The 21,290-nt window shown below is 66.0% G+C and carries 16 protein-coding genes and 2 pseudogenes; 6 read left to right on the top strand and 12 right to left on the bottom strand.

The features are described from left to right. Positions 1-11: 11 nt before the first annotated feature. Entirely contained in the window at positions 12-1,490 is a 1,479-nt protein-coding gene (gene coaE, locus KBY77_RS16610; RefSeq protein WP_315856466.1) for a dephospho-CoA kinase, read from the top strand. Here coaE and KBY77_RS06590 read toward each other — a convergent pair. Together KBY77_RS06590 and gatB are read right to left on the bottom strand one after the other, a co-directional pair. Beyond that, positions 1,487-2,101 carry a chloramphenicol phosphotransferase CPT family protein gene (locus KBY77_RS06590; protein WP_255102771.1) on the bottom strand — a complete coding sequence of 205 codons (615 nt, stop codon included), beginning with the start codon at positions 2,099-2,101 and terminating at the stop codon, positions 1,487-1,489. The genes coaE and KBY77_RS06590 overlap by 4 nt on opposite strands. A 43-nt stretch (positions 2,102-2,144) precedes the next feature. Beyond that, positions 2,145-3,626, bottom strand: a complete 1,482-nt coding sequence (gene gatB / locus KBY77_RS06585) for an Asp-tRNA(Asn)/Glu-tRNA(Gln) amidotransferase subunit GatB (RefSeq protein ID WP_255102770.1) — start codon at positions 3,624-3,626, stop codon at positions 2,145-2,147. 122 nt (positions 3,627-3,748) lie between these two features. On the opposite strand from gatB, the gene thiO reads away from it, so the two are divergent. Further along, positions 3,749-4,996, top strand: coding sequence for a glycine oxidase ThiO (gene thiO / locus KBY77_RS06580; protein ID WP_255102769.1), 1,248 nt, complete (start codon positions 3,749-3,751; stop codon positions 4,994-4,996). Here the strand turns inward: thiO and KBY77_RS06575 are convergent. The 5 genes from KBY77_RS06575 to ndk all read right to left on the bottom strand — a co-directional run bounded on the left by KBY77_RS06575 (position 4,893) and on the right by ndk (position 10,583). After that, positions 4,893-6,776 carry an adenylate/guanylate cyclase domain-containing protein gene (locus KBY77_RS06575; RefSeq protein ID WP_255102768.1) on the bottom strand — a complete coding sequence of 628 codons (1,884 nt, stop codon included), beginning with the start codon at positions 6,774-6,776 and terminating at the stop codon, positions 4,893-4,895. The genes thiO and KBY77_RS06575 overlap by 104 nt on opposite strands. A 15-nt stretch (positions 6,777-6,791) precedes the next feature. After that, positions 6,792-7,538, bottom strand: a complete 747-nt coding sequence (locus KBY77_RS06570) for a FecR domain-containing protein (RefSeq protein ID WP_255102767.1) — start codon at positions 7,536-7,538, stop codon at positions 6,792-6,794. A 42-nt stretch (positions 7,539-7,580) separates the two neighbouring features. Continuing rightward, positions 7,581-9,419 carry an adenylate/guanylate cyclase domain-containing protein gene (locus tag KBY77_RS06565; RefSeq protein ID WP_255102766.1) on the bottom strand — a complete coding sequence of 613 codons (1,839 nt, stop codon included), beginning with the start codon at positions 9,417-9,419 and terminating at the stop codon, positions 7,581-7,583. After that, positions 9,416-10,057: a FecR family protein gene (locus tag KBY77_RS06560; protein WP_255102765.1), complete on the bottom strand. Its 642-nt coding sequence runs from the start codon at positions 10,055-10,057 to the stop codon at positions 9,416-9,418. The genes KBY77_RS06565 and KBY77_RS06560 overlap by 4 nt, the downstream gene beginning before the upstream one ends. Before the next feature lie 67 nt (positions 10,058-10,124). Continuing rightward, positions 10,125-10,583, bottom strand: a complete 459-nt coding sequence (gene ndk / locus KBY77_RS06555) for a nucleoside-diphosphate kinase (RefSeq protein WP_255102764.1) — start codon at positions 10,581-10,583, stop codon at positions 10,125-10,127. A 209-nt stretch (positions 10,584-10,792) separates the two neighbouring features. Here ndk and speA point away from each other — a divergent pair, with 209 nt between their 5' ends. Next, a complete protein-coding gene (gene speA / locus KBY77_RS06550; RefSeq protein WP_255102763.1) occupies positions 10,793-12,769 on the top strand; it encodes a biosynthetic arginine decarboxylase in 1,977 nt (658 codons plus the stop codon). Between the two features lie 242 nt (positions 12,770-13,011). Here speA and KBY77_RS06545 read toward each other — a convergent pair. Beyond that, positions 13,012-13,675 (bottom strand): annotated as a pseudogene (locus KBY77_RS06545) (IS5 family transposase); the annotation flags it as partial. Between the two features lie 500 nt (positions 13,676-14,175). Between KBY77_RS06545 and KBY77_RS06540 the strand changes: the two are divergent. Further along, a complete protein-coding gene (locus tag KBY77_RS06540; RefSeq protein ID WP_255102762.1) occupies positions 14,176-15,150 on the top strand; it encodes a glycosyltransferase family A protein in 975 nt (324 codons plus the stop codon). On the opposite strand, the gene KBY77_RS06535 is transcribed toward KBY77_RS06540, so the two are convergent. Genes KBY77_RS06535 through KBY77_RS06525 form a run of 3 tightly spaced genes read right to left on the bottom strand, consistent with a single transcriptional unit; the run spans position 15,065 to position 18,309 of the window. Continuing rightward, a complete protein-coding gene (locus KBY77_RS06535) occupies positions 15,065-16,348 on the bottom strand; it encodes a glycosyltransferase family 4 protein (protein WP_255102761.1) in 1,284 nt (427 codons plus the stop codon). The genes KBY77_RS06540 and KBY77_RS06535 overlap by 86 nt on opposite strands. A gap of 12 nt (positions 16,349-16,360) precedes the next feature. Next, positions 16,361-17,320 (bottom strand): glycosyltransferase, encoded by a 960-nt coding sequence (locus KBY77_RS06530; protein WP_255102760.1) that lies wholly within the window; start codon positions 17,318-17,320, stop codon positions 16,361-16,363. Continuing rightward, a complete protein-coding gene (locus tag KBY77_RS06525) occupies positions 17,320-18,309 on the bottom strand; it encodes a glycosyltransferase (protein WP_255102759.1) in 990 nt (329 codons plus the stop codon). Before KBY77_RS06525 ends, KBY77_RS06530 begins: the two co-directional genes overlap by 1 nt. 402 nt (positions 18,310-18,711) lie before the next feature. Between KBY77_RS06525 and KBY77_RS16765 the strand changes: the two are divergent. Both KBY77_RS16765 and KBY77_RS16760 read left to right on the top strand, forming a co-directional pair. After that, a pseudogene (locus KBY77_RS16765) lies at positions 18,712-18,858 on the top strand (IS5/IS1182 family transposase); the annotation flags it as partial. Positions 18,859-18,998: 140 nt separating this feature from the next. Next, on the top strand, positions 18,999-19,271 hold the full coding sequence (locus KBY77_RS16760; protein ID WP_399212377.1) for a transposase: 273 nt from the start codon (positions 18,999-19,001) through the stop codon (positions 19,269-19,271). Positions 19,272-19,445: 174 nt separating this feature from the next. Here KBY77_RS16760 and asnB read toward each other — a convergent pair whose 3' ends face one another. Then, positions 19,446-21,284: an asparagine synthase (glutamine-hydrolyzing) gene (gene asnB / locus KBY77_RS06515; RefSeq protein ID WP_255102758.1), complete on the bottom strand. Its 1,839-nt coding sequence runs from the start codon at positions 21,282-21,284 to the stop codon at positions 19,446-19,448. Positions 21,285-21,290 lie beyond the last annotated feature (6 nt).

The raw sequence follows: 21,290 nt of genomic DNA, 5'->3' as shown, positions 1-21,290 counted from the left end.
GCCGAGCCGCCGTGGCGGATCCAACCACGCCCGAATCGCCGTCTCCGCGGGAGGTGGAGGCCCTCTGCTGCGAGCTGGCCGGCGTGCACTTCCCCTGGGACACCACCCGCTCCCTGGAGCTGGCCCTGCTCAAGACCTTCTGCGTCCCCTCGATCTCCGCCCTGCTGGAGCGCACAGGTGAATTCACGCACAGACCTCGCAAGCGCTACGACGACACCGGCCTGATGGTGGCGGAGCTGTTGCGCTGGGGCCCGCGCAGCCCGGAGGGACAGGCGGTGATCACCCGGATGAACCGGATCCATGGCGCTTATGCGATCAGCAACCGTGATTTCCTCTACGTGCTCTCCACCTTCGTGGCCGAACCGATCCGCTGGTTGGCCCGCTACGGCTGGAGGGCCCTGAGCACCCGGGAGCAGACGTGTCTGTACCTCTTCTGGCGCCAGGTGGGCGAGGCGATGGGAATTCAGGCCATCCCTCACAGCCTGTCAGCGCTGATGGCGTTCAACCACAGCTTCGAGCTTGAGGCTTTCCGGAGCGCCCCCAGCAACCGGCGGATCGCCGAGTCCACCCTGGCGATGCTTCTGGACGACTGGCCTGCTCCCCTGCGTCCTGCACTACGCGGAGTACTGCTGGCGCTGGTGAGCCGCGACGTGTGCGGCAGCCTGGGGTGGACCAGCAGCCCCGACTGGCTGCAGCACCTGGTGCTGGGGGGCTTGCGCCTACGCAGCCGCCTGGCCCGCCGTTGGCCGCAGAGGCAGGGCGACACCCGCTTTTACTCCGAACGCCCAACCCCCAGCTATGGAGCCCGCTTCCACCTGGAGCAACTGGGGCCACCAGCCATGCTGGAGCAGCTGAATCGGCCCCGCTGGCGGGGCGGCCAGCGGCGGATCGGCCTCACCGGCGGCATCGCCAGCGGCAAGAGCAGCGTGGGCCGCTGGCTCGCCCAACGGCATGGGCTCCCGGTGCTGGACGCGGACACCTACGCCCGCGAGGCCCTGGCCTCCGGCAGCCATGGGGAGCAAGACGTACTGGAGCACTTCGGCGCGCGAGTGCGAGCGCCTGCGGGAAGCATCGATCGCTCCGCCCTCGGACGGATCGTGTTCAGCGACCCAGCCGAGCGGGCCTGGCTGGAGCAGCTGGTGCATCCGCTGGTGCGGAAGAGGTTCGAGATGGAGCTGAAGCGGTTGGCGGCCGCACCGGTGGTGGTGCTGATGATCCCCCTGCTGTTCGAAGCCGGCCTCGAGGGACTGTGCAGTGAGGTGTGGCTGGTGGACTGCGATCCAGAGCACCAGCTGCAGCGACTGATGGCCCGCGATGGGCTGCCCGAAACCGAGGCCAGGGACCGCATCACCGCCCAGTGGCCTCTGGAGCGAAAACGGTTACTGGCCGATCTCGTGCTCGACAACCGCGGCCCCGTCGAAGCCCTGCATGAGCAACTGACGACCGCGTTGACGGGAGGTTCAGCTGACGGCCCAGCACAGCAGACCTAGGTGGTCGCATCAACCCGCTTGAGAGCGGAGACCACACAATCCACGCAGGCCTCTGGCCCCAGCTGGCCGGAATCCAGGGTCAGGTCGTAGGTGCAGAAGCGATGAACCACATCCACCAGGCCCCGGGCTCGACCAAGGACGCGGTCGCCGCGGGCCCTCTCCCGGGCCTCGAGGATGGCGAGGTCACAGGTGATGCCCACGCTGAACACGCCCAGCCCCGCGAAGGCGGCCGTGCAGCTGTCCATCATCTCCTGGTCATGCAGGACATGGTCGAAGATCACCGGGTTGCCTCCCTCCACCAGCGTGCGAACCACCGGAGCCATGGTCCCGATCAAGCGCCGGAAGACCGGGCCAAAGCAGGGGCGCACATCCAGCGGATCCCCCTCCCCGGAAACCCGACACATCTGCACCCCCTGGGCGGTGAACGGATCGGATCCGTCCTGCCTGGGCGTGTCTGCCCCCCTGTAATAGCGAGGAGCAGCGAAAAAGATCAGGTCATCGAAGCCCAGGCACAGGTAGGGGTGCTCGATACGCTCCTGCAGCCGGCGGCAGAGAGTGGACTTACCGGCACTGGACGGTCCGTTGACAAGAATGACGTCCGGCCAGTTCACGCCGTCGGCCTGATCAAGGAAGCCTCGAGGCTATCCCGGAGGTTCAGCCCTTCAGCTGCTCGTTGAGGATCCGGTTGGCCAGCTTGGGATCGGCGCGGCCACCGGTGCGCTTCATCAGCTGCCCCACAAAGAAGCCCTGGAGTTTGGTCTTGCCGCCACGGAAGGCCTCCACCTCTTCGGGGTGAGCTTCCAGCAGCTCCTGCACCACCTTGGTGATGGCGGCGGGGTCGCTGATCATCCCGAGGCCGCGGTCGGCCACGATCGCCTTGGCGGAACCGCCCTGCTCCAGCAGCTCCGGCAGGATCTCCTTGGCGATCTTGCCGCTGATCGTGCCGTCGTCGATCAGACCCACCAGCTCCGAGAGCTCCTCTGGTTTGAGGGGCAGCTCGATGATCGAGAGCTTGCCCGCATTGAGATAGGCGGCGATGTCGCCCGTCACCCAGTTGGCCACTCCTTTCGGGTCGCCGCCAGCAGACACGGCAGCTTCGAAGTATTCAGCCATCGCGCGCTCATCGGTGAGCACCCGGGCGTCGTAGATCGAGAGGCCGAACTCCTCGGCGTAACGGTGACGCTTGGCCGCCGGCAGCTCGGGCAGCTCAGCCCGCCATCCCTCACGCCGCTCTGCGGTCACCTCGATCGGGCCCAGATCCGGTTCGGGGAAGTAGCGGTAGTCGCTGCTGCCTTCCTTGATGCGCATGCTCTTTGTGAGCTGCTTGGCCTCATCCCAGAGGCGGGTTTCCTGCACCACCGGCTCGCCGGATTCGTAGGCCTTGATCTGGCGCTGGATCTCGTGGTCTATCGCCTTCTGGATGGCCGAGAAGGAGTTCATGTTCTTGATCTCCACCTTCACGCCGAAGGGGGCCTCAGGGCCGCGACGCACGGAGATGTTGACGTCACAGCGCAGAGAACCCTCCTGCATGTTGCCGTCGCTCACGCCCAGATAGCGCATGATCCGGCGGATCTCGGAGGCGTATTCGGCAGCCTCCCGGCCTGTGCGCAGATCCGGCTTGCTCACGATCTCGGCCAGGGCCACACCGGCGCGGTTGTAATCCACCAGGGAATGGCTGCTGCCCGCCAGGCGATCGCTGCCGGCATGCACCAGCTTGCCGGCGTCTTCCTCCATGTGCAGCCGCTCGATGCCGACTGTCTTGAGGTAGGTGTCTTTGCCCTTCTCGGCCACCTCCACCTCGATCCAGCCGTTCTCGGCGATCGGCTCGTCGTATTGGGAGATCTGGTAGTTCTTGGGCAGATCGGGATAGAAGTATTGCTTGCGGTCGAACTTGCTGTGTTCGGCGATGTGCAGATTCAAGGCCAGGGCCGCCTTCACCGCATACTCCAGCACCTTCTCGTTCAGCACCGGCAGCGTGCCCGGCAGGCCGCACACCACTGGGTCGATGTGGGTGTTGGGATCGTCGCCGAAGCTGGTGGAGGCGGCCGTGAAGATCTTGCTGGCTGTGCCCAGTTGCACATGGGTTTCCAGGCCGATCACCGCCTCCCAGGCCCCATCTCCCATCGCCGCACCCATCCCGCTCTCCTGGCTTGAGCCGATCCTATTCAGAGGGCAGGGCCCTGGCGCCGAAGCCGGGAGGTAGCCGCAGGCTCAGCAGGGCCATCACCGAGCTGATGACGCTTGGATAGCTTGAAGGGATGACACCCCGTCGCGTGGATGGAGTCTCGACAGGCAGAGCCCCATCCGAGTCAGGTCCGGAACCAGTGCTGATCCTTGGCGGCGGCCTGATCGGTCTGGCGGTGGCCCACCAGTTGGCCCGCCGGGGCGAAAAGGTGCGAGTACTCAGCCGACGCCGCAGCGAGGCAGCCGGGTTCGTGGCGGCCGGCATGCTCGCTCCCCACGCCGAGGGGCTCTCGGGCCCGATGCTGAAGCTGGGGCAGATCAGCCTGGCGCGCATTCCGGCCTGGGTGGAGCAGATCGAGACCGACAGCGGCCTGAGTTGCGGCCTGCGCGCCTGCGGAATCGTGGTGCCCTTTGCCACGGCGCAGCAACGCGACGCGTACCCCACCGCCGCCTTCGGCACGACACTGACGCGCGCTGGACTGGAGCTCGAGATCCCAGGCATCGGCCCGCGCTGGCAGGCCGGGCTGCTCTTCCCCCAGGACGGGCAGATCGACAACCGCCGCCAGCTGATGCGGGCCCTGGAGCGGGCCTGCGTGGAGCGGGGCGTGGCTTTCGAGGAAGGGGCCGAAGTGCTGGGGCTGATCCGCCATCAGGGCGGAGCGCTCGACGCGGTGCGCATCCGTCGCGCCCAGGGTGACGAGGCCACATTCAGCTGCCGGCGGGCGGTGCTGGCCTGCGGCGCCTGGAGCGCCCGGCTGCTGCCCGAGCTGCCGGTGGTCCCCGTCAAGGGCCAGATGCTCTCGCTGCAGGGGCCCCGAAACGCCCTCAAGCGGGTGCTGTTCGGCCCGGGCACGTATCTGGTGCCCCGCGAAGACGGTCTGCTGGTGGTGGGGGCCACCAGCGAACCGGACGCCGCCTTCAGCGAGGGGCTCACCCCTTTCGGGCAGCGGCAACTGCAGGCGGGCATCGAGGCGCTGCTTCCGGAAGCGGCCAGCTGGCCGCCGATGGAGCGCTGGTGGGGCTTCCGGCCAGGCACGCCGGATGAAGCGCCCCTGCTCGGGCCCAGCCCGGTCCCGGGTCTGTGGCTGGCCACGGGCCATTACCGCAACGGCGTGCTGCTGGCGGCGATCACAGCGGAGCTGATCGCTGCGGCCATCCCCCAGGCCGGCGATCCAGATCTCGCGCCAGCGCCCATCGAGCCTGAGGCGGCAGCCCTGCTCAGGCCCTTTCGCTGGGATCGCTTTCCAGGGTGTAAACAGGAATCTCTCCCATCCCCTTCACCAGCACCGGCCCAAGCGGGCGCACGGGGAACTCCCCCCTGACCAGTTCGGCTGTGGCCGCATCGAAGACCACCGGCACCTGCAGCGGACGAGTCTGGCCCTCCAGCCGGCTGGCAAGGTTCACCGTGTCGCCGATCACGGTGAACTCCAGGCGCTGGGGACTGCCGATCTGGCCCACCATCGCCGGGCCGCTGGCCAGGCCGATACCGCTGTTGAGGGGCTCGACCCCTTCGGCCCGCCAGGCGATGTTGAGCTGCTCGAGGGCACGGCGCATGGCCCGAGCGCAGGACAGGGCCGCCAGGGCCTCCTGGCGCTCACCCCGGCCCAGGGGCGAGCCGAACACCGCCATCACCGCATCGCCGATGAACTTGTCGATCGTGCCGCCGTGGTCGGTGATCACCGCCACCATGGCGCCGAGATAGCGGTTGAGCTGGCGCACATGCAGTTCGGTGTGCCCCTCCTTGCCGCGCTTCTGGGTGAGCTGGGTGAAACCGATCAGGTCGGAGAACAGCACCGTCACCGGACGGACGCGCCCGCGCAGCATGCCCTCGGCGGCGGCGGGGTCGGACAGGATCTCGGCCACCACGCTGGGGGCCACGTAGCGCTCGAAGGTGCGCCGCAACCGGCGCCGCTCCGACTCCTCCCGCTGGTAGGCCTCACCGCCATAGAGCAGGCCCAGCAGCACCAGACCCCCGGCGGGCCCCAGGAGGGGCAGCCAGCGATGGCCGTGCAAGAAGGTGAACCAGCCAGCCAGGACCAGGGCCAGCAGGCCCACGCCCACCCAGCCGAGTCGCCAGCTCAGGTGTTTCCCCCGCAGGGCCACGGCCGAGACCACCAGGAGAGGGAGCATGGCCAGCAGAGCCCGCCAAGGCGCAGCGGTGGGCCAGGGGGCCAACCCGTCACCGCCCAGGGAGTTGGCGGTGGCGGTGGCCAGGATTTCCAGGCCTGAGAGGCGACCGAACGGCGTGGGGTTTCCGGCCTCGCCCTGGGACACCACAGGCCCGATCAGCACCACGGAGCCCCGGACGGCGGGGCGCAGGGGATGCCCCCGCCAACGACCAGGATCCAGCACCTCCCAGGCCGGGATGCGTGGGAAGGTGCCCTCCGGCCCATAGACGTTGAGAGCCATGGCGGCGTCGTGCTGGCGGCTGCTGCGCCCCGCCAGGCGCAGGGTCGTGGCAGAGAGCGAGGGGAACGGCTCCACCCCATTGGCCGGCAGCAGACGGCGGCCATAAGCCTCGGGGTGCCGCGGCGGCTCCCCTGGTTCGGCCGGCAGGGTGTTGCCGAGCCCGAGGCGCTCCGGCCCGCCCAGGGCCTCCAGAACCGCCTCCGGCCGGATCAGGGTCAGACCGGAGGACCCCGTAAGCGCATCCTCGGGCTCCAGCATTTCGGCCGCCAGGGCCACGCGGCCTGGGTAACGCCGAAGTTGCGCCGCCAGGTCCCGGTCGTCGGCTGGACCCCGGCCGCTGGGGCCAGCGAAGACCACATTGACGGCCACGGCGCTGGCTCCGGCCTCGATCAGGCGGGAGGCCAGCAGGCCGTAGGCCGCCCGGGGCCAGGGCAGGGTGCCAGTGCCCACCGCCCAGGCGGGCGGGCGTCCCTGCGGCTGACTCTGGTACCAGTCGCCCTGCTGAAGGGTGGCATCGTCGATCGGCACCACCACCACCTGAGCCGGCGGCCGGCGCTGGCCACGCAGCGCCAGCATCTGGTCTTCCAGACCCCGCTCCCAGTCACGCCAGCGGCCGATGGGCCAGCCGCTGATCACTCCCGCCAGCACGGCTACCCCAAGGGAAGCGGCAGCCAGGCTGCGGGTACGGGTCATGGTGGGGATCCCCTATCAGAAGAAACGCGGCAGACCGAACGAAGGAATCGAAGGCGCCGACCGTACCGATGGAATCGTTACCGAGGGCAGGTTGGAGCGCAGGTAGCTCTCCAGGGATCCGAAGGCCGGCAATGGGGTGGTGAAGCCCTGGAACAGGGGCCCGCCCAGGATGGTGCTGTAGTCGCCGCTGCTGAGCTTGAGCAGCGTCAGCACCACACCGGCCGGGGAAAGCTGCACTTTCTCGCCGGCATTCACGGTGGTTGAGCCGCCAGGGGCCGGCTGGCCGTCGCTGAGGGGCTCCACCTCGACCGAGCCTTCCAGCACCGAGAGCTCGGTGCCGCCGCTCTCATCGACCGAGAGCAGGTAGTTGGTGCCCCGCACGCTCAGGCGCGACGAGCGGGTGCAGCCGGCCTGTTTGCCGGAGACCAGCACCTGACCCTTGCTGAGCAGGAAGCAGTCCTGGCCAAGGCGCAGCAGGGAAAAACGATTGAGGCGGCCAGCGGCGCCGGAGGGGAAGGCCAGCTGGCCGCGACTGTTCTGGGTGCTCACCTGCTGGGGAGTGACCGCCTTGTCGTTCACCCTGGCCTGACGGGTGTCGATGAACAGTTCCTTGCCATCAAGGATCTCCCGCACCGTGGCCGCTTCGGCGGCCAGCAACGCCGTCGGCTGTAACGGCACCATCAGGCTGACGAGGGCCAGCAGCCCCAGCCGCGATTGCCTCCATAGCATGCCGACACCAACTGCAGCAGACGAAGGTGACATGGGCGATTCCGCAGAGGGACTATCAGGCAGACCGGGTCTCAGTCATGGGCATTCTGCTGGCTCCAATTGCGCTGGAGCACGCAGTCCCAGCAGGGCCAGCACCTCCAGAGGCTCGGGCCAGCCCTTGAGCTGGTGGGCTCCCAGGGGCTCCACCTCCAGCTCCCCGGGCAGCAGGGCCAGCAGCTCGGCGCTGATCAGGATCGGATGCTGTGGATAGTGGCGCGTGAGGCCCTCCAGGCGGCTGGCCACGTTCACGCTGGCGCCAACCACGGTGTACTCCAGCCGCTGGCTGGAGCCGAGATTGCCGGCGATCACCTCACCCACATGCAGGCCGATGCCGTGGCGCAGGGGGGGGCGATTGGCCGCGGCCAGCTGCTGATTGAGGTCCCGCAGACCACGCTGCATCGCCAAGGCGGCGCGTACTGCTGCCCTGGCCTCGATCTGATCGCCACGGCTGCGTGGCACACCGAACTCCGCCATCACCGCATCGCCGATGAACTTGTCGAGCAGGCCCTGCTCCGCCAGCACCGCCTCGGCCATGACCTCGAAGTAACGGTTGAGCAGAGCGAACAACTCCGGCGGCTCCAGAGCCGCACTCAGGGGAGTGAAGTCGACCAGATCACTGAACAGGAGCACGCAGCGGCAACGCTGGCCCCCCGCCTGGTTCCAGATCGCTGCGGGGTTGCGCAGGATGTCGTTGAGCAGGGTCGGGGAAATCCGGCGAGCCAGCACCTGGTGGAGGTAGGCCCGCTCCTGCAGCTCCTGACGGGCCTGGCCAGCCACACGCAGGCCGCCACCAAGCAGGGGGGCCAGAAGCAGGGCCGCCAGTGGCAGGTTGAGCTGGGCCCACAGCCAGAGCCCATAGGCCAGGCCAAGGCCCGTGGCCATCAGCGCGACGGCTGTGGCTGCCGTGCCCAGGGCCGCAGCCGGCCGTCCCAGGAGCACCAGAACACCAGCACCCCAGACCAGCAGCAGCAGCCCCTCTGCCGCCCCTGGAACTGAACGCAGCCCATCGCCCTCCAGCACATTGCCCACGGCCGTGGCCAGCACTTCGCTGCCGCTCATGGGCCCATAGGGTGTCTCCTGCTGATCCCCCAGCTCCGCCGCCGTGGCGCCGATCACCACCGTGCGTCCCGTCCAGATCCCCGCCTGGGCCTGCTGGATCCGCCAGGCCGGCAGCACTGGCAGGGTGCCCGCCGGGCCGCGGTAGTTGAGGCCAAGCGGTTCCTCAGCCAGAGCATCCGGCCGCACCAGAAAGGCCATGGGCAGCGGATTGGGGGGCGCAAATCCCGCAAGCTGCTCACGCCACCAGAGCCGACCCGGCACTGCCTCCGCCACCCCATCGTCCGCGTGCAACAGGGCAGTGAGGCCGGATGGCCCCAGGGCCAGCACCGGACGGCGCAGTTTGGTCTGCTCCAACCCCTGCCCCTGCTCCAGGGTGTAGCCGGTGGCGAGATGCACCCGATCCCGCCAGGGGGTAAGCAGCGCCAGAGCAGTCGCGTCATCGGCCGGGCCGTAACGACTGGGCTGGCTGTACTCGATGTTGACCAGCACCCCCCTGGCGCCACCCCGCAGGGCAGTGGCGGCCAGCTCCGCCTGCAGGGCGCGGGGCCAGGGCCAGGGGCCCATCCGCCGCCAAAGCGGCGATGCCTGGCGTTCGTCGGACCCCAGCAGATCCGCCAGGCGCAGGGACTCGGAGTCGATCGCCAGGATCAGGGGATCCCGCGGCGCGGGCCTGGGACCCCGCCAGCGAAAGAACGTTCCACGAGCCAGGCGATCGAATCGGGCGAGAGCCGCCGCCGGGGAGGTGTCGCGGCAGGAAGGGAGCGCCACGACCAGGGGAAGGGCCAGCGCCAGCCACCAGACACGGGCACGCTTCACGGCATGCGATCCAGCTCCCGCTCCAGGGCCGGCAGGGTTTCCATCGGCGAGCTGAAACCTTGGAGCAAGGTGCTGGCACGGCGTCGCTGGCTTGCCTCGGCTCGGCTTAACTGCCGCGGCCCACTCCAGGCGCCGTTCTCATGAATCACCTCCTCACCACTGCTGAGGATGAAGCGCTGACCGTCAACGGCTTCCACCTGAACTGACCCTTCCCAGCTGAAAATCCGCAGCCGCTCTGGGCCGGCTTCAAGAAACACGGTGGTGCCTGAGATCGAGGCGGTACCAACCCTTGTCCTGATCCGCAGGGGCGCCCCACCGGTGCGGCCGGGCAGCAACCAACCGATGATCTGGCCGCGGCTGAGTTCCACGTCGCGGTGGCCGATCAAGGCGAGAGAATCGCCCCCCAGACGGAATCGACGGCCATCGGGGAATGCCACCTGAACCCGCCCTGGTTTGCGTGTACGCAACACCGTGGAGGGAACCAGGCTCTGGCCGGGGCGAGCGTCGGATTCCTTCTCCCGGGGCGGGATGACATAGGCCGGCCTGGAGGGCACCTCCACCACCTTCGGCAGAGAAGACACAGCCCCACGGGCCTGGGCCGGCGGCAGGAAGCCAGCTACAACGACCAGGCCGGTCAAGGCCCATGGGACGAGAGGGTTGAGGCTGGCGATGACTGCAGGCTGCGGCTGGATCCAGCCTGGCCTCTCAGTCTTCGCAGCGCCACACCTGATCGGCCGGCGACCAGTCGCTCAGCTCTGAGGGCTGGAACCAGAGGCCGATCTCAAAGACGGCGGTTTCCGGAGCGTCGGAGCCGTGGATCACATTTCGGCCGATGTTCACCGCCAGATCGCCGCGGATGGTGCCGGGCTCAGCCTCGAGGGGCTTGGTGGCGCCGATCAGCTTGCGGGCGCTGGCGATCACGCCGTCGCCCTCCCACACCATCGCCACCACCGGACCACTGGTGATGAACTCCACCAGGCCGGCGAAAAAGGGGCGCTCGCGGTGCACGCCGTAGTGGCTTTCGGCCAGCTCCCGACTGGGCACGAGCTGCTTGAGGCCCACCAGCTTGAAACCCTTGCGCTCGAAGCGGCCCAGGATCTCGCCCACCAGTCCCCGCTGCACCCCATCGGGCTTGATTGCGAGGAAGGTGCGTTCGGTGGCCATGGCAAGAGAAGACGGCTGATCGAGCCATCGTCCGCGCTGGGCCTGCCGCTTGGCAAGCAAGCCCTGGCATGACAACCGCCATACGATCGGGTCTGCGGCCGGAACTGCGTTGATGCCAGCAGCGCCGGCAGTGCTCTCTCTGGCCCCAGTCTGGCAGCGGCATCCCGCCTAGATTCCCACCGACAGGCTTCGCCGCAACCCAGCCTCCGATGGTGCTCGCCGACCCGACCCGCCCGCCGGAAGCTCTCCCCGGTGCTTCCGCCCCCTGGACCGTGGCAGACAGCACGCGGCTGTACGGGTTGGAGGGGTGGGGCGAGCCCTATTTCAGCGCCAACAGTCGCGGTCATGTGATGGTGCAGCCCCGTGGTGATCGCGGTGGTTCCCTCGATCTGGTCGACCTGGTGGAGGGCCTGCAGAGCCGCGACCTCTCCCTGCCGCTGCTGATCCGCTTCGACGACATCCTCGAAGACCGGCTGGAGCGGCTCCATGCAGCCTTCGAGCGGGCGATCGCCCAGTACGGCTACGCCGGCCGCTATCAGGGGGTGTTCCCGGTGAAGTGCAACCAGCAGCGCCACGTGGTGGAGCAGCTGGTGGAAAGCGGCCGCCAGTGGCATTTCGGTCTGGAGGCCGGCAGCAAGGCGGAGCTGCTGATCGCGCTCTCGCTGGTGGAGGACCCCGAGGCCCTGCTGATCTGCAACGGCTACAAGGACCAGCGCTACATCGAAACGGCGATCCTGGCCCGACAGCTGGGCCGGCAGCCGGTGGTGGTGATCGAGCAGCCCGATGAGGTGGAGAGGATCATCCGTGCCAGCCGGGATCTGGGAGCAGCTCCCCTGATCGGTGTGCGCGCCAAGCTGGCCAGCCGCAGCACCGGCCGCTGGGGCAGCTCGGTGGGCGAGCGCGCCAAGTTCGGCCTTTCTGTGCCGGATCTGCTCGCCACGGTCGAGGCCCTGCGCCAGGTCGATCTGCTCAGCGAGCTGCGCCTGCTCCACTTCCACGTGGGCAGCCAGATCAACGACATCGCCGTGCTCAAGGACGCCCTGCAGGAGGCGGGCCAGATCTATGTGCAGCTGGCCGAGCTCGGAGCGCCGATGGGCTATCTCGATGTGGGCGGCGGCCTCGGCATCGACTACGACGGCAGCCGCACCGCCACCGCCGCCTCCACCAACTACTCCCTGCAGAACTACGCCAACGACGTGGTGGCCACGGTGCGGGAGTGCTGCGAACACCGCTCGGTGCCGCTGCCCACCCTGGTGAGCGAGAGCGGCCGTGCCATCGCCAGTCACTTCAGCGTGCTCATCTTCGATGTGCTCGGCAGCGGGGGGGTGCAGGGGGAGGAGCCGGCGCCGCAGGAGGTGGAACCGCTGATCGTGCGCAACCTGCGCGACACCCTGGCCTCGATCCAGGCCACCGTCCTCGATGCCCCAGGCCACGCCGAACACCTGCAGGAGGGCTGGAACGACGCCATCAAGTTCAAGCAGGACGCCCTCTCCGCCTTCCGGCTTGGCTACCTCAGCCTCACCGAGCGGGGGGCGGCCGAGCAGCTCTACTGGGCCTGCTGCCAGGCGATCGCCGCTCAGCTGGAGAACTGGAGCTCGAACACTCCCATTCCCGACGATCTCAAGGCATTGCAGGCAGCCCTGGCGGGCACGTACTACGCCAACCTCTCGATCTTCCGCTCCGCTCCAGACACCTGGGCGATCGATCAGCTCTTTCCGGTGATGCCGATCCACCGGCTCGATGAGCGCCCCAGCCGCCTGGGCAGCTTTGCTGACCTCACCTGCGATTCGGACGGCAAGCTGGCTCGCTTCATCGGCCCCGGACAGGCCAAACCGCTGTTGGAACTGCATGAACTTCGCGAGGGTGAGCCCTACTGGATCGGCCTGTTTCTCGGCGGTGCCTACCAGGAAGTGATGGGCAACCTGCATAACCTGTTCGGCAGCACCAATGCAGTCCATATCCGTCTGGGCGCCAACGGCCGCTATCGGGTCGACCATGTGGTGCGGGGGAACAGCAACGCGGAGGTGCTCAAAGCGATGGAACACGATCCTGAGGCCCTGCTTGAGCGTCTGCGGGTGGCCAGCGAGGCCGCCATTCACCGCGGCACCCTCACGGTGACTGGCGCCGGCCGGCTGATGGCCCATCTGCAGAACAGCCTGCGCCAGAGCACCTACCTGCAGACCTGAGCCTCAGCCGAGCGGGCCGCCTTTGTTCAGCACTGCTGCCCAAGCCCCCTTGCTGCCCAGATGCAGCACCTAGGGAAACTCTGGGCAACGCCCTCCGTGCGGTAACAAACAGCGGCACCATGTCCTAAATGTGCGCATCTATGGGCATCAAGGCTTCAATCAGGCAATTACTGCCGATTCCGAAGTAGATCTGCCCAGTTTCTTCTGCTGATCAGTGCCTAATAGGCACACTGATCCCTCATTCAGCTTGTCAACAGCAGTTGGCGGCGGGCCAAGAACAGGTTTATCAGTGTGGCCAGCACCTTGAATTTGCAGCCGTTCTTGGTCATGCCCCGCAGCCGCGTCTTCTGGAAGCCGAACTGTTGTTTTATCACGCGAAAGGGATGCTCAACCTTCCAAAGTGCCACTGCTTGCCCTTGCAGGTCTGGTGCATCTCAGGATCACGCTCCCCAGCTTTGTTCTTGGTGGAACTCGGTGCGGCGATCAAGGTGGCATCGATGATCGTGCCCTGCTTCATCGCCATTCCCCGCTGCTTGAGATGGCCTTTCACCGTCTCAAAGATCTGCTCTCCCAGGTTGTGCCTCTCCAGCAGATGCCGGAAGCCAAGATCGTGGTCTCATCCGGGATTCGATCGTTGATCATTTCGATCCCAGCGAAACGGCGCATGGTGGGCACCTCAATCAGCGCTTCTTCCATGCCTGGATCGCTGAGGCTGTACCACTGCTGCATAAGGTGGATCCGCAGCAACCGCTTCGCGGAAGCCAAGGGCTACGTGGCCAGCGGGTAAGGCGGACGGCCGCATTTCTTGCTGGTACTGGGGTAGTAGGCGTCGATCAGTTCAATCAGCGCCTGCCAGGGCACCACTTGGTCCATATCAGCGAGGAACTTCTCGCGTTTGGTGCGTTTCTAGTGGCTCCGCCACGCTCGCCCTGCGGGCTCGGTAAGGGCCGTGGTCTGCTCGTAATCACCGTGGGCCAAGCCCTCCGCGAAGCGACAGCCAAGCTGCTTGCCACCCATCAACCCAGTCCTGGCCAAAGGTCATGGGGCCATTATCCCGCGATGAGGCTCAGTTTTCCAGAGCCCCCCCTAGTCGATGCCGGGGCCATAGCAATGCCGGCATTGACCTATCCCGATGAGGTCATGGAGCAGCCATTCGGCCGCTGCCAATCACACCATGCCGTCAACGCGGCCAGAAGAGCTTGAGATATTAAGCAGGGCATTTCTCGACGGCCACTTGATCACTCTGGAGCGCAAAGTCGGCCTCGATATGTCACTTTTCCAGCAGGCAAACCATCGCCGGGCCAGAGAGACTATAGGCATGGGCTGACGACACAACAGCACCACCGGCTTGAACCCGAACGCCCGGACCGAGGACCAGTGAATGCACCTGTGCTGGCAGAACCAGCATGCTGAGACCCGTCCCACTGCTCACGATCCCCTTGACCTGCGATCCTGTGTTGACAGTGCTGGTCGTCTCCGATTACCGCGGCGGAGAGGGCAAGGGGTGGGAGGACATGCGCTGTTGTTTAGCCGGCCTTGCCGATCAGGATTTCGATGGCTGCGTGGAGGTGCTCCTGGTGGAGAACGAAAGCTGTCTGGCGGCCATGCCGGCTGATCTGCCGGGCCTGCTGCCGGGGTTAAGGCTTGTCAGAGGCAAGGCGGATGGAAGCTACGAGCTGAAGAACACCGCAATCAGCCAGGCCCGCTCGGAACTGCTGATGGTGCTTGATGCCGACAACGTTCCCGATCGATCGTGGATCTCAGCCGGCGTTGCGGCGATGGGAAGGCATCCGGAGGCAGTGGCCATCAGCGGACGCACCACCTATGCAGGCCGCACGAGGGTTGAGTGCGTACTGGGACTGCTGTCCCGTTCTTACACCGACATCGGCCGTGAAGGCAGGATCGAGCTGCTCGCCACCAACAACATGATCGCTCGCCGCGACGCTTTGCTGGCGACCCCGCTGCCCGAGGGTATGGGTCCATTTGCCTATCGATTGCTCACCGAAACCTGGCGGCGCGAGGGTCTGCCTCTGTTCTTCTGTCCCGAGATGCGGGTGGTGCACGACTTCGAGGGCTGGCCGATGGAGCGGGACGTGCGACGTGGCGTGGGCTGGACCGAAATCCGCATCCGCCAGCTCGACACCAGGATCCGCGGGGCGCTTGTCGTCCGCAGGCTGGGTACTTTGGCAATTCCGCCCCTGGTGCTCTATCGGGTTGTGGATCGCCTCGTCCGGGCGCTGCCGCTGCTCCGCCCGTTCGGTCTGCGCCGGGGTGACCTGCCCCTGGTGATCATCCTCACCCTGGTGGTGCATGCCCTTGAGATCCCTGGCATGGTGCGTGCGCTGCGGGGGCTTGATGTGGGGCCTTCGGCGTATCGCTGAAGGCCGTGGAAGCGTTCGTTCCGACGCGGCCCTCGGAGGCGGCGGCGAGGATCTCTCGCCAGTGCTCAAGGGTGGCTTCGGGATCGAAGCGCTGCGCCACCTCCTGCACCACCGCCCCTGCCACGTGGTGCTCCGGGAAGTCCGCCTGAGTGGCGATCCGCGTCAGGCAGGCGGTCAGGGCCACGCCATCGCCGTTGGGAAACAGCAACCCATGGCGCCCGTCCTGCACGATCTCGGACAGCCCACCCGCAGCGCTGGCGATCACCGGCACTCCGGCAGCGATGGCTTCCTGGGCCACCATCCCCAAAGGCTCGGCCCACAGGGAGGGCACAACTACTGCCCAGGCAGTGGTCAGCTCACGATCGATCGCCTCTCGCTCCAACCAACCAAGGAAGCGCACTCGATCGCCCAAGCCGAGTGAACGTGCCAGGGCTTCGAGATCGCGCCGGCACGGCCCCACACCGGCCAGGTGGAGACGGCCCGGCGAGGGCATCCTCGCGAACGCCCCAAGCAACAGGTCAACTCCCTTCTCCCGATCAAGCCGACCAATGAACAGGAAGCTGGGCTCCGAGGATGGCCGACGGGGGCGGGCAGGCCGGGGGACGACGGGAGTGGGGAGCACCTGCGAAGGCCAGCCGGCCCTCTGCAGTTCCTTCTGCACCCAGGCGCTGCACGCCACCATCGTGTGCACCCGGCAAAGGGCACGGCGGACGGCCGCGTAGCGGAGCTGGTCGCGCAGCCAGTGGGGCGGGCTCAGGCAGCCGGCCGCCAGGCAGGCGATGCCGGCGTTCTGTTTGCAGAGGCTGCCGTCAGGCAGCAACCGGGAGCTCAGCGGACAAAGGAGCTTGTAATCGGAGACGAACAACACCGAGGGAGTGGATCCGAGTGCCCCGAACACCGAGGGAGAAAGCTGGAGGGCAAACATATTGATCCAGGCAACATCGGGACGAAACTCCCGAACAGCACGACGCACCGTGGCTGCGGCCCGGGGATCGTGGATCTGGAGCAGGGCCCGGACGGCCCGCCTTTGGCTGGTCGGCACCACATAGTCCGCAGTGCCATCGGCGGCGCTACCTGCTGCGCTGGTGAGAAGGCGTACCTCATCGCCAGCCTGCCGCAAGCCATTCCGGAGCCGCAGGGCAAAGGCCTCGGCGCCGCCACGGCCGGGGTTCCATTCGATCAACATCAGGATCCGCACGCCGCAGCCTTCTCAGAACCGTTGTCCCGGCGGGAGGGCGGCGTAGTCGAGCTTGTGCAACTCGTAGTCCTGCATCCGCCGTTCTCCGTCAGTAGCCGATAGACCGAGGTAGCCCAGAAACTCTCCCCAGGCCCGCAGAACCATCCCTGCCAGGATCCAGAGCAGCAGGAGCGGAGAGAGCCGCTGCCGCCGGATCGTTAGCCAGGCACCAGGCAGCACCCGCCGGAACAGTACGAGGGCAATCAGCGGCGAAGCCAGCAGGTAGACCAGACGCCACCCGGCCCCCCAGATCCTGGTGCGATGGGCCGCCACCAGATGGCCGGTGAGCATCCGTTCATCGATCCAGGTGCGGGGTTGAGCGATGTTCACATGGGCCAGCCGTGCCGTCGGTTCGAAGAGCGTCCGCGCTCCCCGGGCCTGAAGGGCGCGCGGCAGAGAGTCGCTGCGGGCCAGCAATCGCTCAAGATCTGCCCCGAATTCCTGCAGCAAAGAAAGGCGGTAAGCGGCGTTGTAGATCGGCGCGGCGGCACATTCTCCGGCCGGCAGGGCCGAAGACCAGCAAGCGTAGTCGCACAGATAGGCCGCCCAGCTCCAGTGAGTGCTGGGATTCCCATTGCCGATGCCTGGCGCCACCACCGACCAATCACCTTTCGCGAAGGTGCGCATGAGCGTTTCGACGAAGCGGGGATCGGGAAAGGAATGGGTCTCACCGAGGAAGACGTAAGGACCCATGGCCTTATGGATGCCCTGAGCCAGAGCGTGGGCGTAGTTGTTGATGTCGGCCTCGACGACGACCACCCGTCCGATCCCGGCGGCCGCAGCAGGCAGCTCATCAATGGCATGGCGTGATGGGGTGACAAGCACGAGCTCGATCCGCTCTACGGCGCTCTGCCGACGGAGATGACTCAGCAGAGGGGCAATCGTGGCGCAGGTATCCGTGACCACCACATAGCTCAGGGCGAGAGAGACCATCAGCGGGATCTACGGACGGTCAGGTGTCGGTGGAGCAGGGTGCCCCAGCTTTCCAGCGGATAGAACCAGGGGCGCAGTCGCGAGCGTTCCCAACACCTGGCCAGGTCGGTGCTCAGGCGATGAACGGGACGGGTACCCGCCCAGTCTGTGCGGTCGACCACAGCATAGAACTGGCGGCTCCAGGCGTCGCTGCCGCGATGGGTCCAGGGCTTGAGCCTGCCGCTGAAATGAATCACTGCCGGATGTGGGGGAGCGGGTGATCCGGGAATCGGCGCCAGGGAAGGGTGTACATTCCAGCGCACCGGCAGTGGCTGCCAGAGACCCTGGCAGAGAACTGCATTGAGAGCTTCCTGATCCCAGAAGGAAACGCCATCGGCGAAGCGCTCGAGGTAGGCGAGGCAGCGTCCTCCCACGTTCTCCCTGCGCCAATGGGCCAAGTTGATAGCCATCACGCCAGCATTGAAATAGGGCGCGTCCGGATTCATCCCGAGGACTTCCCAGCCGGCGACTCCGAAGCGCGAAGCCAGCCGAGGTACTCGAGGGTCGATAACAGCGGCTGCAACTATTCCGGGATCGGGGACGTGGGCGAGGCGACCCGGATCGTCGAGCACCAGCAGATCTGCATCGAGCCAGAGCACCCGGTCCACATCCCGGGGCAGCCAGTCGCCGAGCATCAGCTTCTGATAGGTGGTCGCCGTCATCCGTCCCCATAGAGGTAGCGACGGCAAGATCCGTTGCGGAACGCACCACTCGATGCACACCCGGGGTGGCAACGAAAGCTCAATACGGCCGCGGTCCTCTGGGGTGAGGCCGTCGTCAAGCACGCAGGCCCTCAGCCAGGTGCTGGCCGCCAGCTGCTCCCCGGCCGAACGAAGCATCACGGCCAGAGGAAGCGCGTAGCGACCGTCGGCCGCACAGGCCACCGTGACGCACGCCTCGCCCGGGAGGCCACCGGGGGAGGGGTCTTTGCAGATCGCGCCATCAAGCATTCAAAGACTCTGTCACAGATTCCTGTTGGCGGAGGAGCAAAGACAGTCGCTTTACATCAACATCGAGAGACAAGAATGCAACTTCTTTTAGAAGTGATAATGGAAGTCAGCACCTTGGGGGGTCTCTGACTGCTCGCCATCGCAATACTGCACCGGATACCGGTCAGGTCGCCTTCAAAACAGCATTTGACCGGGCCATCCAGCTGAGCCAGGGAAACTCTGGAAAACCATACCAATCTACTCAAAAATGGCTTTGTGATCGTAGGCCAGCACTGGGGTGTTGGGCAGCAAGCAGCTCGGCTACCGCTTCGCGGAGGGCTTCGCCCACGGCGTCGCCCACGGCGATTACGAGCAGTCCACGGCCCTTACCGAGCCCGCAGGGCGAGCTGGCGGAGCCACTAGAAGCGCACCAAACGCGAGAAGTTCCTCGCTGATATGGACCAAGTGGTGCCCTGGCAGGCCCTGGTTGATCTGATCGATCCGCACTACTCCAAGACCAGCAAGAAAGGTGGGCGGCCTCCGTATCCTCTGATGAGCATGCTGCGCATCCACCTCATGCAGCAGTGATGCTCCTGTAGATCTTCAACCCCCAAGCGCCTCCCATCGACTACGTTGCCGAGCTGTTGTATGGCGAGGAGGAGGTGGTCTACACCGATGCCAGATAACAGGGCATTGAGAAGCGACCGGAAATGGAAGGCTCATCCGCGCAATTCCGTGTGGCGATACGTCCGGGCAAGCGGCGAGCACTACCCGATACGCCGGAAGGGCGATTGGACAACTGGGCTGAGACTGCCAAGGCACATATCAGGGCCAAAGTGGAACATCCATTTCGGGCGATGAAACAACAGTGGGGCTATCAGAAGGCCCGACTGCGAGGGATGGCCAAGAATCACTGCAAGGTGAAGGTGATGGCAGCGCTGACCAACCTGTACCTGGCGCGCCACCAACTGATGGCTACGTAATAATCAGTGGAATGGTGCGCCTTCTGACTCTAATTAACCATCCGAATAATGGGCCGAGAAGATTTCTAAATCGCATAGATCAGGAGCGATGTCGGCCTGATCAGCAACAATCCGGATTAAACACAAGCTTTGGTGCGAAGAGCCGCTCATCAAGTGGCATTTCCCAGAGATTCCTTAGATCGAAAGCTCAAAGTCCAGGTGGGTGGACATCCACCAGCCCAGCGTCATCAGGGCCCAGCGTCGCTGCCAGGGATGGGTGTCAACCGTTTCGGGAACGGGAAGGGAGGGCAATCTGCTGAAGGTCTCGGCGAAGCCTCCATCCGGGGAATCGAGCCAACGCTGGAAAGGAAAGGAGAAAGTCCGCTTGGCGCAGTTGCCCAGCAGCGGATCCAGCTCAGGAACAGCTCTGCGGAGAAGCTCCTTTCCCGGACCGAATCGCTGCTCCCAGGGCAGGCGTGCGACCACCGCAACCAGCGCCGGATCGACCATCGGTAGGCGGAGCTCCACGCCGTGCGCCATCGCGAACACGTCAGCGTCGCGGAGCAGCTGACCGGCCATGTAGTGGCTGCTCTCCAAGCAGGCGATCCGCTCGCAGACATGGGGAGCTGGTTTATGTTCAAGAATGTTGCACTGCGTGTGTGGCTCCACAGACAGCGACGCCGTAGCGGCCGCTTCCCCCAAGCCCCAGCTCTCCAGCAGAGCCTGCACTTCTGGGGGCGCGAACAAGCCCCGCAGGCATCGATAGGCTGAATCGATCGAGGCAGCGCCCCCAAGAAAGCCCGCCAACCTCTGCGATTCGGCTCCAGGGCATCGCCCATGCAAGAGGGCGAGGGTGGTGCTGCGGTGCCCTAGTTCAGCATGGAGGCGCAGCAGGTGCGGGATGCGCTCGAAGGTGGGGTAGCCCCCGAAGAGTTCATCGCCGCCGATGCCACTGAGAACCACCCTGACCCCGCTCTCCCGGATCAACCGAGCCAGGCAGTACGTGTTGAAGCCATCGGTGCTCGGCTGATCCATCGCCGCCAGATAGGAATGGAGCTCCAGGGCGGCCCGGTGTGCCCCGATGTGCCGAAGGTGATGGGGCCTCTGCCAGGCGCCGGCGAGTCTGGAAGCCAGGCGGGATTCATCAAAGCCGGGCTCCGCGAAGCCCAGTGTGAAGCAGGGGAGGGGGAAGGGCGAGAGAGCCATCAGGGTCGCGGAGTCGCGCCCGCCAGAGAGGCAAAGTCCTACGGAGGGGTCATCGGTCAGGTGAGCCCGGGTGGAGCATCGCAACGCATCCCGAACCAGCTCTACCGCATCCCCATCCGCGACCACCGCTTCGGCAGGGAAGGGTGGCGGCTGGAACAGTCCCTGGCTCCATCGCCCCTCTTCCCAGATCCCGAAACATCCGGCCGGCAGGCTTTCAATCCCCTGCACCAGGCTGAATGGCTCGGGAACGAACCCCCAGCTGAGGAAGGAGGCAAGCGCCGCCACATCCAGTTCCCCACGCCTGGTGGACACCCGCAGCAGGGCACGCACTTCTGAAGCGAACCAGATCTCACCCTGCTCACCGTGTCGCACATACAACGGCTTGATTCCAAAGGGATCACGTGCGAGCAAGCAACGTTCGCGCTCACGGTCCCAGAGCGCGAAGGCGTACATTCCCCGCAGACTTGGAAGGGCATCAACCCACCGTTCTGCAAGGAATTCCAGCAACACCTCACTATCACTTCGGGTGCGAAGACGCCGGCGCCGTGGAGGCAATAACCTGACGACCTCCTCTAGGTTGTACAGCTCGCCATTGAAGACCAGCACATAACGCCCACAGCTGGATGTCATTGGCTGACCAGCGAGTGGAGAGGGATCTCGAATCGCCAGCAGGGTATGAACAAAACTGACGCTGCAGGTTTTCGTCTCCTGCCAGTCTCCCCTTCCGTCCGGCCCGCGGTGACTAAGGCTTCGCTGGAATTCATTCACCAGCTGGTGATGATCATACGCAGCGGCATCAGGCCTGATAACTCCGGCGATCCCGCACATCAGGAC

Origin of the sequence: Synechococcus sp. Cruz-7E5 (genome assembly GCF_024345995.1) — a bacterium.
GTDB lineage: Bacteria > Cyanobacteriota > Cyanobacteriia > PCC-6307 > Cyanobiaceae > Regnicoccus_A.
This window is presented reverse-complemented; position numbering and strand designations above follow the sequence as displayed.

Excerpts from the sequence above, each read along its gene's own strand:
- gatB (WP_255102770.1), bottom strand. The coding sequence starts at position 3,626 with ATGGGTGCGGCGATGGGAGATGGGGCCTGGGAGGCGGTGATCGGCCTG.
- thiO (WP_255102769.1), top strand. The coding sequence starts at position 3,749 with ATGACACCCCGTCGCGTGGATGGAGTCTCGACAGGCAGAGCCCCATCC.
- KBY77_RS06575 (WP_255102768.1), bottom strand. The coding sequence starts at position 6,776 with ATGACCCGTACCCGCAGCCTGGCTGCCGCTTCCCTTGGGGTAGCCGTG.
- KBY77_RS06570 (WP_255102767.1), bottom strand. The coding sequence starts at position 7,538 with ATGTCACCTTCGTCTGCTGCAGTTGGTGTCGGCATGCTATGGAGGCAA.
- ndk (WP_255102764.1), bottom strand. The coding sequence starts at position 10,583 with ATGGCCACCGAACGCACCTTCCTCGCAATCAAGCCCGATGGGGTGCAG.
- speA (WP_255102763.1), top strand. The coding sequence starts at position 10,793 with ATGGTGCTCGCCGACCCGACCCGCCCGCCGGAAGCTCTCCCCGGTGCT.
- KBY77_RS06540 (WP_255102762.1), top strand. The coding sequence starts at position 14,176 with ATGCTGAGACCCGTCCCACTGCTCACGATCCCCTTGACCTGCGATCCT.
- KBY77_RS06530 (WP_255102760.1), bottom strand. The coding sequence starts at position 17,320 with ATGGTCTCTCTCGCCCTGAGCTATGTGGTGGTCACGGATACCTGCGCC.
- KBY77_RS06525 (WP_255102759.1), bottom strand. The coding sequence starts at position 18,309 with ATGCTTGATGGCGCGATCTGCAAAGACCCCTCCCCCGGTGGCCTCCCG.
- KBY77_RS16760 (WP_399212377.1), top strand. The coding sequence starts at position 18,999 with ATGGAAGGCTCATCCGCGCAATTCCGTGTGGCGATACGTCCGGGCAAG.
- asnB (WP_255102758.1), bottom strand. The coding sequence starts at position 21,284 with ATGTGCGGGATCGCCGGAGTTATCAGGCCTGATGCCGCTGCGTATGAT.